The sequence below is a fragment of the Mesorhizobium sp. M0621 genome (genome assembly GCF_040320745.1).
Lineage (GTDB): Bacteria > Pseudomonadota > Alphaproteobacteria > Rhizobiales > Rhizobiaceae > Mesorhizobium.
The window spans coordinates 39,369-55,319 of the sequence record NZ_JAMYQF010000019.1 but is presented as its reverse complement, the minus strand read 5'-3'; the positions used below and the strand labels follow the sequence as shown (position 1 = coordinate 55,319).

At 62.1% G+C, this 15,951-nt stretch carries 15 protein-coding genes, 1 pseudogene and 1 riboswitch; of the genes and pseudogenes, 4 read left to right on the top strand and 12 right to left on the bottom strand.

The window, feature by feature from the left end; all coding sequences use genetic code 11:
- Positions 1–50: 50 nt before the first annotated feature.
- From NKI38_RS15630 to NKI38_RS15610, 5 genes are all read right to left on the bottom strand, one after another.
- Positions 51–1,112: an ABC transporter substrate-binding protein gene (locus NKI38_RS15630; protein ID WP_352658984.1), complete on the bottom strand. Its 1,062-nt coding sequence runs from the start codon at positions 1,110–1,112 to the stop codon at positions 51–53.
- A 40-nt stretch (positions 1,113–1,152) separates the two neighbouring features.
- Complete coding sequence (locus tag NKI38_RS15625; RefSeq protein ID WP_352658982.1) at positions 1,153–2,115, bottom strand: PfkB family carbohydrate kinase; 963 nt, start codon at positions 2,113–2,115, stop codon at positions 1,153–1,155.
- Complete coding sequence (locus NKI38_RS15620) at positions 2,112–3,152, bottom strand: ADP-ribosylglycohydrolase family protein (RefSeq protein WP_352658980.1); 1,041 nt, start codon at positions 3,150–3,152, stop codon at positions 2,112–2,114. The genes NKI38_RS15625 and NKI38_RS15620 overlap by 4 nt, the downstream gene beginning before the upstream one ends.
- Before the next feature lie 3 nt (positions 3,153–3,155).
- Complete coding sequence (locus tag NKI38_RS15615) at positions 3,156–3,881, bottom strand: GntR family transcriptional regulator (RefSeq protein ID WP_352658978.1); 726 nt, start codon at positions 3,879–3,881, stop codon at positions 3,156–3,158.
- A 231-nt stretch (positions 3,882–4,112) separates the two neighbouring features.
- Positions 4,113–4,382, bottom strand: a complete 270-nt coding sequence (locus NKI38_RS15610; RefSeq protein WP_352634411.1) for a DUF982 domain-containing protein — start codon at positions 4,380–4,382, stop codon at positions 4,113–4,115.
- Between the two features lie 73 nt (positions 4,383–4,455).
- On the opposite strand from NKI38_RS15610, the gene NKI38_RS15605 reads away from it, so the two are divergent.
- Complete coding sequence (locus NKI38_RS15605) at positions 4,456–4,713, top strand: hypothetical protein (RefSeq protein WP_023814060.1); 258 nt, start codon at positions 4,456–4,458, stop codon at positions 4,711–4,713.
- Positions 4,714–4,943: 230 nt separating this feature from the next.
- On the opposite strand, the pseudogene NKI38_RS15600 reads toward NKI38_RS15605, so the two are convergent.
- The 3 genes and pseudogenes from NKI38_RS15600 to NKI38_RS15590 all read right to left on the bottom strand — a co-directional run.
- Positions 4,944–5,030: pseudogene (locus NKI38_RS15600) on the bottom strand (DUF3309 family protein); the annotation flags it as partial.
- A 181-nt stretch (positions 5,031–5,211) separates the two neighbouring features.
- Positions 5,212–5,874, bottom strand: coding sequence for a hypothetical protein (locus tag NKI38_RS15595; protein WP_352658976.1), 663 nt, complete (start codon positions 5,872–5,874; stop codon positions 5,212–5,214).
- 623 nt (positions 5,875–6,497) lie between these two features.
- Positions 6,498–7,133: a methyltransferase family protein gene (locus tag NKI38_RS15590; RefSeq protein ID WP_352658975.1), complete on the bottom strand. Its 636-nt coding sequence runs from the start codon at positions 7,131–7,133 to the stop codon at positions 6,498–6,500.
- A gap of 289 nt (positions 7,134–7,422) precedes the next feature.
- Here NKI38_RS15590 and NKI38_RS15585 point away from each other — a divergent pair, with 289 nt between their 5' ends.
- The 3 genes from NKI38_RS15585 (at position 7,423) to NKI38_RS15575 (ending at position 12,416) form a co-directional block, all read left to right on the top strand.
- Complete coding sequence (locus NKI38_RS15585) at positions 7,423–11,613, top strand: tetratricopeptide repeat protein (RefSeq protein WP_352658973.1); 4,191 nt, start codon at positions 7,423–7,425, stop codon at positions 11,611–11,613.
- 23 nt (positions 11,614–11,636) lie between these two features.
- Positions 11,637–11,963: a hypothetical protein gene (locus NKI38_RS15580; protein ID WP_352658971.1), complete on the top strand. Its 327-nt coding sequence runs from the start codon at positions 11,637–11,639 to the stop codon at positions 11,961–11,963.
- A 66-nt stretch (positions 11,964–12,029) separates the two neighbouring features.
- Complete coding sequence (locus tag NKI38_RS15575) at positions 12,030–12,416, top strand: hypothetical protein (protein WP_352658970.1); 387 nt, start codon at positions 12,030–12,032, stop codon at positions 12,414–12,416.
- Positions 12,417–12,521: 105 nt separating this feature from the next.
- Here the strand turns inward: NKI38_RS15575 and NKI38_RS15570 are convergent, their stop codons facing one another.
- The 4 genes from NKI38_RS15570 to NKI38_RS15555 form a co-directional block, all read right to left on the bottom strand.
- A complete protein-coding gene (locus tag NKI38_RS15570; protein ID WP_352658969.1) occupies positions 12,522–13,544 on the bottom strand; it encodes an ABC transporter substrate-binding protein in 1,023 nt (340 codons plus the stop codon).
- Positions 13,537–14,304 carry an ABC transporter ATP-binding protein gene (locus NKI38_RS15565; protein WP_352658968.1) on the bottom strand — a complete coding sequence of 256 codons (768 nt, stop codon included), beginning with the start codon at positions 14,302–14,304 and terminating at the stop codon, positions 13,537–13,539. The genes NKI38_RS15570 and NKI38_RS15565 overlap by 8 nt, the downstream gene beginning before the upstream one ends.
- Complete coding sequence (locus NKI38_RS15560) at positions 14,301–15,053, bottom strand: ABC transporter permease (RefSeq protein ID WP_502899319.1); 753 nt, start codon at positions 15,051–15,053, stop codon at positions 14,301–14,303. Before NKI38_RS15560 ends, NKI38_RS15565 begins: the two co-directional genes overlap by 4 nt.
- A gap of 101 nt (positions 15,054–15,154) precedes the next feature.
- Positions 15,155–15,763: a YkoF family thiamine/hydroxymethylpyrimidine-binding protein gene (locus NKI38_RS15555; RefSeq protein WP_352658965.1), complete on the bottom strand. Its 609-nt coding sequence runs from the start codon at positions 15,761–15,763 to the stop codon at positions 15,155–15,157.
- A riboswitch (TPP riboswitch) is annotated at positions 15,754–15,867 on the bottom strand. (Overlaps the previous gene by 10 nt.)
- Between the last annotated feature and the right edge of the window lie 84 nt (positions 15,868–15,951).

Genomic DNA, 15,951 nt, shown 5'->3' with positions numbered 1-15,951 from the left:
GATTGGAAGAACCAGCCGGCGCGAACCGCCGGCTGGTTCCGATGCCGGCTTTATTTCACGTCGACCTTCAGCTGCTGCCACAGCCCCAGATAGGCTTCGCGCTGCGCGTCGGTGATGGGCGCCTGGAACTGGATGCGCTTGGCCACTTCGGGGTCACCCATGACCTTGCGGTTGAAGGCATCCTCGGGCAGCGCTTCCACCGCCTTGGTGTTGGCCGACACCGGCGCACCGACCTTGGTGACCCATTCGACATAGAATTTCGGGTCAATCATATAGTTGATGAAGGCCTCGGCTCCCGCGACATTCTTGGCGCCGACCGGAATGGAAAACGCGTCGAGCCAGGCGACGGCACCCTCCTGCGGCACGACCAGCGAGACCGGCAGCTTGAAATGCGTCTTGGCCCGATCGGCCGAGCCGCTCCAATAGGTGCCGATGTCGATCTGGTTGGAGGCGACCATCTGGTTCCAGTCGTTCTCCGAACTCCAGAAGGTCTTGATCTGCGGCATCAGCGAGGTGAGCTTCGCCTTGACCGCGTCCATATCCTTGATGTCATTGATGTTCTGGCCGGTGGCGATGGCACCGAACTGCACCGCTTCGACGGCGTCGTCGCGAATGACGACGCGGCCCTTGTGGGCTGCATCCCACATCTCGGCAATGCTCGTCGGCGGCTTGTCGAAGGATTTTTCGTTGATGGCGAGCGCTGTCAGACCCCATACCCACGGCACACCATAGACCTTGCCGTCATGGACGAGCATCGGCGATCCCGCCTTGTCCTTGCTGATGTCAGCGTAGTTCGGCAATTTGGAGACGTCGATCGGCTGGATCAGCTTGCCGTCCATCGCCTGGTCGTTGAAGGCGGCATTGATCATGACCACGTCATAGAGGCCGGGATTGGTCCGGATCTTGGTCAGCATCTCCTGTTCGGAATTGAAGAAGTCGTTGACGACCTTGTTGCCGGTCGCCTTTTCGAAAGCCTCGACGGCCCACGGCTCGTCGGTACCGTAGCCCTTCCAGTTGAGCACATGTATTTCGGCGGCACTTGCGGTCAGCGTGAGTACGGAGGTTATGACGGCAGTCGCCGTCAGCAGGGCAGTCAGTCTGGGCATGCGCATGTTCGTTCCTCTCATTGTTTGCCCGCTTGGCGGGGCTTGTTTAAGCCTCTTGCTTCCGGCCATGCCCGTGATCATCGACATAGCTCAGGAATGTCTGGATTTCGTGATCGGTCGGCGCCGACGAGCCGCCATGGCGGGTGACCGAAATAGCCGCCGCCGCATTGGCATAGCGCGCTGCCTCGAAGGGTGGGGTACCGCGTGCCAGCGCGCTGACGAAAGCCCCGATATGGGTGTCGCCGGCGCCATTGGTGTCGATGGCGGTGACCGTGTAGCCGGCAATAGTCTGCGCTGACCCGTCGGCCAACCGCACGTGGCAGCCCTTTGCCCCGGCGCGGATGACCACGCCGGCAGCCTGCGGACAATGGTCGTCCAGAAGCCGAGCCGCGACAGCCTCGACATCGCCCGGGCCGGCAATCTCGGCCGCCTCCGTCGTGTTGCAGCTCAGCCATGTCGTGCGGGCGAGTACCCGCGACAGGATCGGGCGCGGAATGTCCGTGACGACCGGCGTCGGGTCGAAGACGAAAGGTGTTTCGTCCGGCAGTGCCTCGATCCAGTCGGTGAGCGCGTCGCGACTGCCGGGATAGCTCAGCGTATAGCCGGAGGTGAACACCCAATCATCAGGCGCGACCGTCACCGGCGCCATCAGGTCGAGGCTGAGCACACTTTCGGCACCTGGCCACGACACGAAGGTGCGTTCGGCGTCGCTCGAGATCATGGCGACGCAATTGCCGCTATCCATCAAGGGTGATGGCGGCGTCAGTGTCTCGATCCCCTCGGCGGCGAAGGCGGCGCGCAGGAAGTCGCCATTCGGTCCGCTGCCGAGCTGGCCGCCGAACACCACCTGCATGCCGGTGCGGCTGGTCGCGACCATCATGTTGAAGCCGCCGCCAGCAACCTGGGCGAAGCTCGACGCCGTCTTTTCCATACCGGGCGCCGGCAAGGCGTCGATGCGGTAGACATAATCCACCACGGCACTGCCGATATGGACGAGACGCCCGCTCATCCCGCCGCGTCCTTGCCGGAACCGATTTTCGCCACTCGTGCCGTCACGAGGTCGGCGGCAAGCGCGCGAACCTCTGACATGTCGATGCCGACAAGCCGCGCGATATGTTGTTGCGGCAATCGGGAAAAGCCGGTGCAGGAGCCGGCCATGCCGGCCGCGATGGCGCCGATCGTGTCGGTGTCACCACCGAGATTGGCGCTGATGACCGCCGCCTGCCATGGATCCCCGCCGGCGACTTGCAGCACCGCGAAGGCAGCCGGAACGGATTCCTGGCTGGCAACGCCGGTGCCGACCAGATCGGTGATCAGCCGGATCGCATCCTTCGTCGCCTTGCCGCTCACGATGTCCTGTGCCCAGACGATACGGGCGGCGATGTCGCCGCCGGTGACCCAATGGCCGAGCGTCGCCCCCCGCCTCGCCGCCACGACCGCGCTGGCGGAAGCATCGCGCCAGTCGCCGCCGGCGACGCCGCGGCTGACGGCGGCAGCAACAGCGGCGGCGGAGGCGATGGCGATCGAGGTGTTGTGCGTCGCCCGGCAGGTCTCGGCCACCTTGGCGACGAATGCCTCCAACGGCTCGAGCGGCATCATGATGCCAACCGGCGCTATGCGCATGGCCGCGCCATTGGTGTCGCCGCTGCGTCCCGCTTCCTCCGCCGGTGTGCCATTGTTGATGGCGTCGATGGCGCGTTTGGTCGATGGTCCCAAAAGGTCATAGCTGCCGCGCGCCTTCACCTCGCGTTCCCAGTCGAGCAGCGCATTGACCCAGCGCGCGTGATCGAAGTGGTCGCCGGATTCGACGAGAATGCGGCCGAGCAGCAGTGCCTGTTCGGTATCGTCGGTGATGGTGCCGGCAGCCAGTCCCTTCGACACCGGATGATCGGCGAAAGGCGCGATGAAATTCTCGACATGGCCGTAGAGTTCGGCAATCCGGGCCGGCAACAAAAGCTGTGTCGGCATGCCGAGCGCATCTCCCAGCGCTCCGCCCACAAGCGCACCCATGGCGCGATCAAGCGTGTCCTTGGCTTTGTCCGGCATCGCTCAGAACCTCATATGCAGCGCGAAATGCGCCGGGTTGAGCAGGCTGGTGACATATTCGATCGGCCGGTCATCAGCCGCACGCGTCAGCCGGCGGCCGCGCAGAAAGGGCGTGCCTTGCGGGCAGCCGAGGATGGCCGCATCTTCGGCATTAAGCATCTCGATCTCGACCCATTCCTCGCCATGGTCGGGAAAGAGGCCGGCGGCGCGCAGCGTCTGGTGCAGTGAGCCCTCGCGCAGGCCACGCAGCGGCACGTCCTCAAGCTCGGGTGACAATGGCAGCCGGCTGCGCTCGATGGAGATCGCATGGCCATCGCTGGCGTTGGTGCGCACCCGGTCGACGGCGATGAAGAACGGGCTCTCGATATCAAGCAGCGCAGCCAGATCGGTGTCCTCGATGACCTCCAGCCGCAGCGTCCGCGTCTCGGCATTGGCGCCGGCATTGGCTAGCGCCCGCGACCAGCCGATGGCGTCATCGACCGGCTTGCCGTCAAAGGTGACGAACGAGCCGATGCCGACCTTGGTGGTGATCAGCCCGCGGCTGGATAGTTCCTCGAGGCCCTTGCGGACCGTATTGCGGCTGACGGAGAAGCGCTGGACGAGTTCGTTCTCGCTTTGAAGGCGGTCGCCGAAACCGAGAACGCCGGAGCGGATCTCATGTTCGAGGACGGTGGCGATCTGCTCGGGCTTGCCCGTGCCTGGAGACAGTTGAACCGCGCGCCGCTTCATATGGGTACCTGTTCAATGAACCTGTATAATCCTGTTCAATACAGAGACACGGATGCCATGTCAACGGATGCCCAAGGCAAGCGAGACGAGGCAGAAAATTTCGAAATGCCCCGAAGCGCGCCGACAGGACGGTCAAATATGGGCATGGAAAGCCGATCACCGATCGCTGAAAAGACCGCAGTCAATCAAGAGGATAGAGGCGAGTCCTGATTCAATTTTGGCCGGGCAAGGCTACGGCATCGACACTTCACGAGGCTCAACGAGGATATCCGCCTCGATCGCGGCGTTGATGAACGCCGCCCGTGCCGCCGAAGCTTCTTTCTTTCCCTCAAGCACGGCCAGGCAGACCTTGCGGGCAACCATGTGCCTTTGCCCTGTGGCAACCGGCCAGCGGTTCATCAGGATGTCGGCAGCCTGAGCGACCCTCTCCACGTTGAAGATCGAGTTTCGCGACCGACCGAGCGCAATCCTGATCGGCTCATCGAAACGCTGGTCTTGCACCACCCCACCTCCGGAATCGAACGTGCCGACCCAATTCCCTGTATTGTGATAGGTTTCGCGCCAAAGGTGCAAGATGTCTGATTCCAGTGGCCAGAAAAATCCCAGGCTGATCGTCGTGGTTGCGTTCGATCGCGGCGAGGATGGCGAATTGTTTCCAGCCTTTGGACCCGCCGACCAACAGAGCGAAGACCGCGCCATACGCACCGCCAGGGCTCTGGCGGCAAAGCATGCCGGCGTCATCGCATGGAGCCGCGAGGCCGATCCGACGCTAGGCGAATACGGCCCGCCGAACACGCTCTTCGTCAGCGGCGATGTACCTGACATGGAGTAATCTATCGGCGCCAAGCAAAAGCCCGCCACGGTGAACCGAAGCGGGCCTTGGAGGAGGACCAGGGGTGGGACCCTCTCCTCTTGTTTCCACGGGGGTGTGGACCGCGACCATCTTACGAAAAATTTGAAACAAGCCGGATCACAAGCAGGCCTGCACGCATCACAATCCGGTGGGCGCGGGTTATCGAGCCGGTCACGAGATTGCGATCACCCCGAGATGATCGAGCGCGGCTAAATCCGCCCCAGCACGACAAGCACGACAATGATGAGCAACACGAGCCCGATGCCGCCGCCATAATAGCCGGTGCCATAGAAGGGCCGCCGCTTCAAAGGATTGGCATTCCACCCTGTTCAGCGTTGCCGGACGCACGGGAACACTTAAGAGTAACCACGCGGAAAGCCCGCCAAGGATGGCGGGCTTTCCAACCGGCCGGAGGCCAGGAGAGTGCGGTCAAGCCTCACGGCTGGTTCGGCACTTCCGATCCCGGCGCTCCTGGTGTCAGCGGCGTGCGATCAGCAGGCAAAGCTGGCGCAGGTCGCGGTCGTAGACCCCGGAACTGCCGAGAACATCGACGCAGCGCTTCTTCATCCGCGCCAACTGGCTATCTGACATGTCGGCGACGACACCGGGCAGGTTCGGATGTCCCGGAGTACCAGGGTTACCCGGATTTCCGGGATTGCTTGGATTGCTTGGATTGCTCGGGTTGGTTCCGCCGCCGATGCCGACACCAACGCCGACGCCGCTCGAGCCACCAACATTGGCGCCGAGGCCGGCGGTGATGCCGCCAGACCCTCCGACATTGGCGCCCACACCGGCGTTGATGCCGCCGGAACCGCCAACATTGGCACCGGCACCGGCATTGATGCCGTTGCTGCCGCCAACCGAAGCACCGAGACCGGCGCTGACGCCGCTCGAACCGCCGACATTGGCTCCGGCACCAGCATTGACGCCACCGCTGCCACCGACCGAGGCGCCCACACCGGCATTGATGCCGCCGCTGTCGCCAACGGAGGCCCCGACGCCGGCATTGACACCGCCGCTACCACCCACCGAGGCACCGACGCCAATACCAAGTCCTGCGGCATTTGCCGGCAGGGAAAGAGCCAGGATTACTGCACTGCCTGCCAACACACTGGCGACTGTTTTGATGGTAAAAGCCATAACACTCTCCTGTTGTCGTTACGCTAGGGCAGTCGGCGAGAAGCCGATCGCAAAGTTTATCTACGAAACAGGCTGGCCTAAGTTTCAGATTGATATCTTATAGCACAAATGATGGTGTCTGTTTTCTAAATTGCAACTTTGCAACAATAATAAAATTTAAATACAACTTTCACTAGTGCAACATATAACGTGCGGGTATCGTCGATATACATTTATGACGCAACCAAAAATCGATTTTCTGAAAAATCCTAAAAATGCCCTCCCTTATGACTGGAATTCTGCTCTGATAGTTGAGGCAGCATCACCGATGGCGTCAGAGACAGCCCTTGGCCAGGGATAGCATCGCCGCCACGATGGCTCCGATCTGACCAGAGCTTGTCGGCCGCCGGATGCGAGCGGCAAGGGTACGGCATCAAGGCAGACGATCTACCCGGAAGGCATGACATCCGCCAGGGTCTTGCGGCGAGACACCAGGCTATCCGCATCGCGTTTTGGAAACGCAACGCATTTCGCCTACACGTGACCGACGAACATCAATCTACACAAGTGAAGGATGGGCGGGAGGCCACGTGAAAGTGCCGGCGCGATTGCAGGCCGAGCGATTCAGTTCACAGGCACGCTTATCAGACGATCCCGTAGAACAGCCTGTAGTGGACGCGTTTCATATAGTCCCGGTACTCCGGCGTGGCGGCCAGCAGCGCCTCTTCGCGCAGGATGCGATGCACCTGGAAGAAGGTGATCACGGCGTAGACGGCGAGATTGTAGAAGGAAAAGGCCGACAGCAGGAACAGGACATGGCCGGCAAGGTAGCCGCCATAGATCGGATGCCGCACCAAGCGGTAGGCGCCGCCGGTCATCACGCCGCGATTGCCCGGCAGAATGGCGAACGAACGCCCCAGCGATATCTTTCCCCAGATCACGAACCCCAACGCCAGGGCCTGCAGAGGCGCCGCGAAATAGACCGGAACGATGGCCACGCCCGGCTCCAGATCGATGAAGCCGACACCGAAACTGGCGATTACCGAGACAACCACCGTGAGCGGGTTCCAGTCGCGAACCTGCGGCCGCCGCGACAGAAGCAGCCAGGTAAAGGTCAAGATCTCGGAAATCGCCAGCAGCGCTACATTGATACGGGTCGGGTCGAGCATAAGGTGATACACGCCGCGGTAGACGAACAGCCCCGCGAAAGCCAGCGCGCAGATCCGAAAGAAGCCTTCGCGCAAGTCGATCAGAATTTCGCGCTTTCGGACTGCGGACAAAATCTTGTCATCGTTGATGTGCGAAAGGGTTTCGCTTTTTGATATGAGCAAGGCAAGCACCCCAATGATCCGTCAGGGGAACCTTTGCATGCAACCATTGCCGGGCAGTTAATCAACAAGATCAGATCGGCATTAAACGCACAACGTCCCAAACGCATGCAAGCCGAAGGCACTGCGGTGCAGATTGGCTCTGCTCCATTGCAATTTATGCTTGCATTCTAGAACAAATAAGGAACAATGCGCGATTGCCGCTGAAGCGGACCAGGGTTTTCGGGGGAGGACCAGCGAGATGACGAGCAAAGGTGCGCGGCAGGTTGCCGCTGCGGTCGGGTCGTGCTTGCTGGTGAGGGTTTTGCGCCCGGGTTGGCTGGCTGGGCTTGCGCTCATTCTCGCTCTGAACGCTGTCGCGCTCGCCGCCGGCAAGGACTATGCCGTCTGCTTCAGCGACCGCAAGATCGCTGCCGACCAGCTCATCGCCGCCTGCACGCCGATTGCCGAGGACAACACGGAACCGTCGCGGAACCGTGTTATCGCCTATTTCCATCGCGGCCTCGCCTGGGACGACAAGCACGACTACGACCGATCGATCGCCGACTACAGCGAGGCGATCACATTTGATGCCAGAGAGGCCTCGGCCTACTTCAATCGCGGGGCTGCTTGGTACAACAAGGGGGAAGACGACCGCGCCATCGCTGACTTCAACGTCACCATCAGCCTCAAGTCCGGCTCCAGCGATGCCTACTACAGCCGTGGCCTGGCCTTCTTTCGCAAAGGCAAGGCCGACGCGGCCATTATCGATTTCGAGCAGGCACTCACGGTCGATCCGCGAAACCACAAGGCGCACAACAGTCTCGGCGCCACCTGGCAACGCAAGGGCGACCATGACAGGGCTATCGCCGAATATGACGAGGCGATCCGCCTCGATCCACAAGACACCACAGTGTATGTCAACAGAGGCATCGCCCACGCTTCCAAGGGCGGCTATGACCTTGCGATGGCTGATTTCGACCATGCCATCAGCCTCGATCCGGAAAGCGTCGACGCCTATGCCAATCGAAGCGCAGCCTGGATTGGCAAGAGCGACTGGCCGCGCGCGCTTGCCGATGCGAGCAGGGCGGTTGAGATCGCCCCCGACAGTGCGGATGGCTACTACAACAGAGCCGTCGCCTGGACGAATACAGGCGACAATGATCGCGCCATAGCTGATTTCGATAGGGTGATCGACCTCAATGCGAAGGACGCCGCCGCCTATTTCGGCCGTGCGCTGGCGCTGACGCGCAAGGGCGATCTGGACCGCGCAGCCGCCGACTGCCGAAAAGCGACCAAACTTGACCCGAAATGGGCTGACGCCTGCAACGAGCAGATAATGGGCGGCGAAGCTCCGCCTGGGGAGGAAGCGATGGCCATTCCGCGGCAGGACAATTCCGCCGCCATTGCCTGGAATCTGCAGCAGGGGTTGGACCAGCAGATACAAGGGAATGTCGGGGCCGCCATAGACTCGTTCAGCTTTGTAATCCGGCTCGATCCCTACAATGCCGACGCCTATTACGATCGCGCCCTGGCCAGCGCGTCTGTAGGAGATTATGTGATTGCTGCCGCCGACTGCAGGCAGGCGATCAAGCTCGATCCGAAACGGACAGGTACTTGCAATGAACAGGTCGCAGACGAAGTCCAGCCCGCCGCATCCGCTGCAGGGGAAGAGATCGGGGATTCTGGCGCCGCCAAAATCCTGGTCGAGCGCGGCATGGTGCGGCTGTCCAAGTATGGCATCGAGGGCGCTATTCTCGATTTCGACAGCGCTATCAGCCTCGATCCGGACAATGCCGATGCCTATTTCAGCCGGGGTCGCGCCAAGACGCTGAAGGGAGATCTGGCCGGGGCGGCGGCGGATTGCCGGCACGCCATCGAACTCGACCCGGAGCGGACGGGAAATTGTCGCGAACATGATGCGAACGTCGAAGGCAAGTCGCCCGCGCCTGCGGATGCGCCAGAACCCCAAGCCGCCGTTTCCGACATGGCGGCCACAGAAGACACGCTGGCAGCCAAGGCCCTGGAGTCTACCGACCCGCGCGCCCTGGAAGCGATCCTGGGCGGTGACGCCTTCCTGGATATGGGCAAATACGACCAGGCAATCGGCGCGTATGACGAGGCGATCACGCTCGATCCGAACAATCGGTTCGCCCATTTCGGCCGCGGCAAAGCCTGGGCTGCCAAGCGCGCCTACCAGCAGGCGATCGCCGACTTCGACAAGGTTATCCGCATAGCCCCCAATATGGCGTCGGCGCATTCTCGCCGCGGCCTCGCCAAAGTCACCTCAGGCGATACCGATGGCGCTCTCGCCGACTGCGACCGGGCTTCAACACTCGATCCAAAGGTGCGCGACGCTTACTTCTGCAAAGGCATGGCCTGGCACGCCAAGGGTGACCCGGCGCGCGCGGTCGCTGCCTATTCGGTAGCCATCGAGATCGATCCGAAAGACGACGCCAGCTACTATGGGCGCGGCATGGCGCGAGCCGACAGGAGGGACTATGACGAGGCTATCGCCGACTTCGGCCACGCAATCAAGCTCGACCCCGACAACGCGGACTACCTCGTCAGCCGTAAGGCGGCGTTGGCGGCGTTGGGACGGGACGACGCGGTTGGCACCAAACCTGCCACTCCGCGGAACGCCGGCAATAGCGCCAAGTCCGGCGGCAAGCGTTCCGCCGTCAGGATGGCGGAACTCATCCAGGCGACAGACCCGCGCGTTCTTGCCGCGGTACAGCACGGCGACAGTCTGTCGAATGCGGGCAAGTATGACCAGGCAGTCGGCGCGTATGGCAAGGCGATCGCGCTCGACCCCGACAGCCCCCTCGCCTATTTTGGCCGTGGCAATGCTTGGTCCGCCAAGCGAGCGTATGACCGGGCGATTGCCGACTATGATCAGGTGATCCGGCTCGTACCGGACCTGCTCTCTGCCCATGTTCGCCGGGGCATGGCCAAGGCCACGTCCGAGGATGCCGAAGGTGCTCTCCTCGATTGCGGCCGGGCCGCCATGGTCGATCCGAAACTTCTGGATGCCTATTTCTGCATAGGCATGGCCTGGCACGTCAAGGGCGACGCCGGGCGAGCGATCACAGCCTACTCGGCGGCAATCGAAATCGATCCGAGGGATGCTCCCAGCTATTATGGACGTGGCATAGAAAGAGCCGACAGCAAGGACTACAGCGACGCTATTGCCGACTTCGACCAGGCGATAGGACTCAATCCGGGCAACCGCGATTATGCGGTCGCCCGCAAGGCGGCGGTGACTGCGTTAAAGAAAGGGGCCGCCGCGCCTAATGCTGTCGGCTCTGATCCCAAGAACCTCAAGGCTTTCATGGATCGCGGCGATGCGTTCTACACGAAGCGCAAATACGATCGCGCGATTGCCGAGTACAGCCGCGCGATCGCGCTCGATCCAAGAAAGGCGGCCGCCTATGTCGGGCGAGGACTGTCGCGCGCCGAGAAGGGCGACTACGATGGTGCTATCGATGACTACGGCAAGGTGATCGAACTCTATCCGACCTATTTCGACGCTTACCTCGGCCGCGCCATCGCCTTGGGCAAGAAGAACGAATTGGATCGTGCCATCGCCGACTACAACCGCGCGGTCGAAATCGAACCTGGCTACGCACCTGCCTATTTCGGGCGCGGCAGCACCTGGTTCGCCAAGGGCGACTACGATCAGGCCATCGCCGACTACGACCAGGCACTCAAGCTCGACCCAAAGCTGGCCATTGCCCGCAAAGGCCGCAAGGCTGCGGCAGCGGCGAACGCCTCAAAGACATCAGGCGAAGCCGCTGGCCAGGCTGGCGAGGGGGCGATCAAGCCAAGTAGCGCTTCGCCGGCTGCGCAGGCGTTCAGCAAGGGCTGGACGCTGCACGAGAGGGACGACTATGACGGCGCCATAGCGCTTTATGACAAGGCGATTGCGCTCTTTCCCGCATTCCACGACGCCTATCTGGCCCGAGCAATGGTCTGGGAGGCCAAGAGCGACTACGCTCATGCCGTCGCCGATTACAGTCAGGCAATCACGCTCAATCCGAATTTTGCCGATACTTACTACGACCGTGGTCAGAACCGCGGTTTCCAAAGAGATTACGACGGAGCGCTTGCTGACTACGGAAAGGCCATCAGTCTCAATACCAAGGACGCAAGGGTCTATGCCCATCGAGGCCTTATATTGATGGGCAGGCATGAGGACGTCGCAGCGTTACGTGATTTCGAAAGGGCGCTCAGCCTCGATGGGAAGAACCCCTTTGCCTATTTGGGCCGGGGCGTGATTCGGATCGGCAAGGCGAATTATGACGAGGCCATCGCCGATTTGAGCCAGACGATAAAGCTCAAACCGGATTTCGCCGCCGCCTACAAAGTGCGGAGCAGGGCGTGGGACGCCAAGGGGAACCACAAGCGCGCCGAGGCCGACCGCAAGAAGGCGCGGAGCCTCGGCGCGAACTAGACAGATTCAGGGAGGACCGGTGGATGGGACGTTGGAAAGGCTCTGGCGTGGCGGCGGTCGCCGCTTTGGCGTTTGTCGCGGTAAAGGTATTGCCCTGGGCGCTCGGCTTTGCCGGCGGCAAATATCTTTACCAGACGGTGGCGGGCTCGCCCGATCCACAAATGCTGACCACAGCTCAGGTAAGCGAACAGATTGAGAGCAAAGGAAGCCAGATTTTCAAGGCAATCAAGCAGGAATTTCCAGACGACTACGACGTCGTCGTGGAAAAAATCACGGCCATGGCCAGACTTGGAAATGTCGATCAGGTGCGAAATACGAGCAGGATGGCTGTCGCCGATCTCAGGCGATGATACGCATCCCTGCTGTCCTCGGCTCCGGACGGCAATGCCGCCGAAGCGCTGCGTGCACAATCGGATATGCTCAACCATGTCATGGCGCGGGAAACCGCTGCCATCTGCAACAACTACCTTCGTGAAGGGCCGGATGCGCTCGGCACGCCGGACCAGGATTTCCTGATCGACATGGACAAGGTCGGCGCCACCCTGTTCCACGCTTTCGGCGCAGCGAAGAATGGCAGTCTGCCGGCCGCCGCTGCCAGCGACGGAGACTGGTCGCTGCTGGCCGACGCTTTCATCAACGCTGGCGGCACTCCCGCCGAGATGACTGCCATTGCCAATATGAGTCGGGAATTCGAAGGTCTCTGCCCAGCTGTAGCAAAACTCTACGCAGCCGCCCTGTCGCTGCAGGGTGAACCCGGGCGACACATCAAAACCACCCTGCTCTATGAGATCGTCCGGAATTGAATTGGTCGGATCTGCTGATCTGTGGGCCTGACGTAGAGCCGCAGCACCTCGTGAGCTCTTTGGTTGGCCAGCCATTTCCTCGAAGGCGAAGAGCCGATTGGCTCCCTACCCCAAGGTTGAATTGCTGAAATACTTCGCGAAATCAGGGCGTTGTGTCAGAACTTTGCCATCGGCATCGCGCAGGATTCCGGATGCGAAGAGATAGTCGCCGATCGCTTCCATCTTGGCCGGATCCATCGTCCCGATGGCGCCGCTTCGGCTGCGCAGATAATGGCCGTCGACCAGCATCTTCAGCGAAGCCTCGATCAGTGCCGGATTGGTCAGCGTGTCCTTGTTGGCGGCGACCAATAGGGCTGCCGCCTCATCGGGATGATCAACAGCGAACTGGTAGCCACGCCGCGTTGCCTGGACGAAGGCGGCGGCAGGTTTCGGATTTGCCTGGAGATAGGCTTCGCTCGAAGAGATCAGTGTCGTGTGCTCGTCAGGCACGCCGTAATCGGCATAGACGAAACTGCGCTGTTTGACGCCCTTGAGCTCGGCTTCGACACTCTCCCAGGTCGAGACTTCGAGCGTGAAATCGACCGAACCATTGGCCAGCGCCTCATAGGCTGAGGTGCCGAGCGTCACCGTCTCGAAATTGCCCTTGCCGCCGTCGTGGCGGATGATGGTGCCGATCAGTGCGTTCTCCCAGGCGCTGCCGAAGCCGCCATAAGTCAGGCCGTCAAGGTCCCTCGGGCTTTTGATCTCGCTGCGTGCCGCATTGAAAACCACGCGGCCGGTTTCGGATTGCACCACGGCATAGACGCCCTTCAAGTCGGCCCCAGCGGTTTTCTGGGTGAACAGGCTGATCGTGCCGTTGATGCCGAAATCGGCGACGCGGTTGGCTACCAGCGTGCCGGCGCCGGTATCGCTGTAAGGCAGGATCTCGACCTCGAGTCCAGCTTCGGAATAGAACCCCTTGTCGCGAGCGACGAACAGGCCGATGTGGTTGGTGTTGACCGTCCAGTCGAGGGCGACGGTGACTTTTTGCGCCGCCGATTGTGCCCAGGCTCGCCCCGATCCGGCAAAGAGCGGAAGGCCGGTAGCGAGGGTCATCAGCAAAGCCTGCCGGCGCGTCAAGTCAGTCATGGTCGTGTCCTTTAGATTGGTGCGGGTTGAGGATGGTGTCGAGTATCTCGGCCTCGAGCGCGCTTGCCTGCCGCGCGGCATCGCCGCCAAGGCTGCGCGGGCGCGGCAGCGGGACCTTGATTTCACGCACGATGCGGGCCGGGCGCGCCGACAGCACATAGATGCGGTCGGACAGGAATACGGCTTCGCGCACATCATGGGTGATCAGCAGCGCCGTCCAGCGGTGGTCTCGCCACATCCGCTCGAGCCAGCGCTGCATCGCGGTGCGCGTCAGTGCGTCGAGCGCGCCGAATGGCTCATCGAGCAAAAGCATGTCGCGCTCCTGCACAACTGTGCGCAGCAGGCCCGCGCGCTGGCGCATGCCGCCGGACAGCTGAGCGGGAAAATGTCGCTCGAAGCCGGCAAGCCCGAACTCGGCAAACAGCGGCGCAACACGTGCCCGCGCCGCCTTGCGCCCGATGCCTTGCACTTCGAGCCCGAGCGTCGTGTTGTCGAGGATGCGCCGCCACGGCATCAGCGCGTCGCGTTGCGGCATGAAGGCGAAATGCCTGCCGTGGTCATCGAGGGGCGCGCCGTCGAACAACATCTCGCCCTCGCCATGCTCGGTGCCGGTCAGAAGCTGGAACAGCGTCGACTTGCCGGCGCCCGAGGGCCCAAGGATCGAGACGAACTCACCAGCGCCGACACTCAGCGATATATCGGCCAGCACGTCGAGCCCACCGAACGCCTTGCGAACATGCCGCAGCTCGAGCCGGCTCATCGCCACGGCCCCTTCCCGGCGGTTTCGTTGCCGGCGTGCTCCCAAGGCATGGCAATGCGCTGCAACAGTACAGTCAACCCGAACAGGACAAGTGTAAGCGCTGCGCTGACGCCGACGGCGGCCAGCACCAAGTCGGGGCGGAAATTGTTCTTGGCGTTGAGCATATAGATGCCCAAGCCCTTCGCCGCACCCGCATATTCGGCGAAGATGGCGCCGACCACGGCATAGGTGATGGAGATCCTCAGGCCAGCAAAGAAGTAAGGCAGCGCCGAAGGCAGCCGTGCCAGCACGAAGACGCGCCAGCGCCCTGCCCCCATGGCGCGCAGCATCTGGCCGATCTCGGCCTCGGTCGACTCGTAACCTTCGACCAACGCCACCAGCATCGGAAAGAAGGTGACCAGCGACACCAGCATGATCTTGGGCGCCAGCCCGAAACCGAACCACAGCACCACAAGCGGCGCGATCGCCACCAGCGGCAATGTCTGGCTGACGATGAAGACGGGAAACAACGCGCGGCGCAGCGGCTGGAAGAAGTCGACCAGCATCGACAGCGCTAAGGCGGCACTGAGCGAACAGGCAAAGCCAAGCAGCGTGGCGCGGATTGTCGGAATGGCGTTGTCGACCAGCGCCTCGCGATTGAGCATCGCTTGCGCGAGGACGCGCGATGGCGCCGGCAGCATCGTCGGCTTGATGCCGGAATAGGTGGCATAAAGCTCCCAGGCCAGCAGGAGCAGTCCGACCGAGATCATCGCCGGTCCTGCCTTGACAAGAAGGCGCGCGATCGGGCGCGAAGCGACTGATGATGAGACCACGGCAGATAACCTTTGACGGCCGGAGAGCAGCGGCTGCTTCAAACAGCCGACGGGCTGTTGGCCGAGACCGTGACATCGAGGGTTACGTGGCCGGCACCCGGTCCAAAGCGGCAGAAGGCCTCGTCCAGCGCCGAAAAGATCGCGCCGGCATCACCGCGCAATTTGGTGCAGAAATGCTTGGAGCGCTCATAAACGCCCGACTGCTTGAGAAAATCGATGCAGCCGTAGATCTCGTCCATATGGTCGTCGGTGCCCATCACATAGAGCGAGAACTGCGCTGCCGCCGGCTGGCCGGTCGAAGCCGCGCCGCGCACCGCCGCGATGGCCGCATCCCTGCGCGGGCCGAGTGGCCCGACAGGTCCGCCAAGCGCATCGGAGCGGCAGATCGGATCGTCCGGCTCGCCCGGGCAGCCGCGTGAAATGGTAGCCGACAGCACGCAATGTTTGCCGCTGCGCGCCGCCGCCACGAAGAGGTCGCGCATGGCTGGAAACAGCACCTCGGGTGGCCCGACCAGCAGGGTCGAGATGTCGTCGGTCTCGATCCGGAGCTTGTCGCGGTAGGCATCGAGCGCGCCCAGCGCGCCAAGGATGACGCCGACGAAATCGTCGGCCATGGGATATAGGGAAATCTGTGCGCCTGAAAACATGGCCCGCCTCGCTCCGCTGGTATTACCCAGATCAGCTTTTAGGGTCTGTGGGCTTGCCGCCCCCGTCTCAGCCCCGACCGTACGGAGCACCCCTGTGGATGCGCGGGTTAAAGCACCAATCAAACCGAAGTGAAAGCCATTTTTTCAGCGCGCTGCACCAAAAGGCATTGCGCCAGACCTGATTCTTG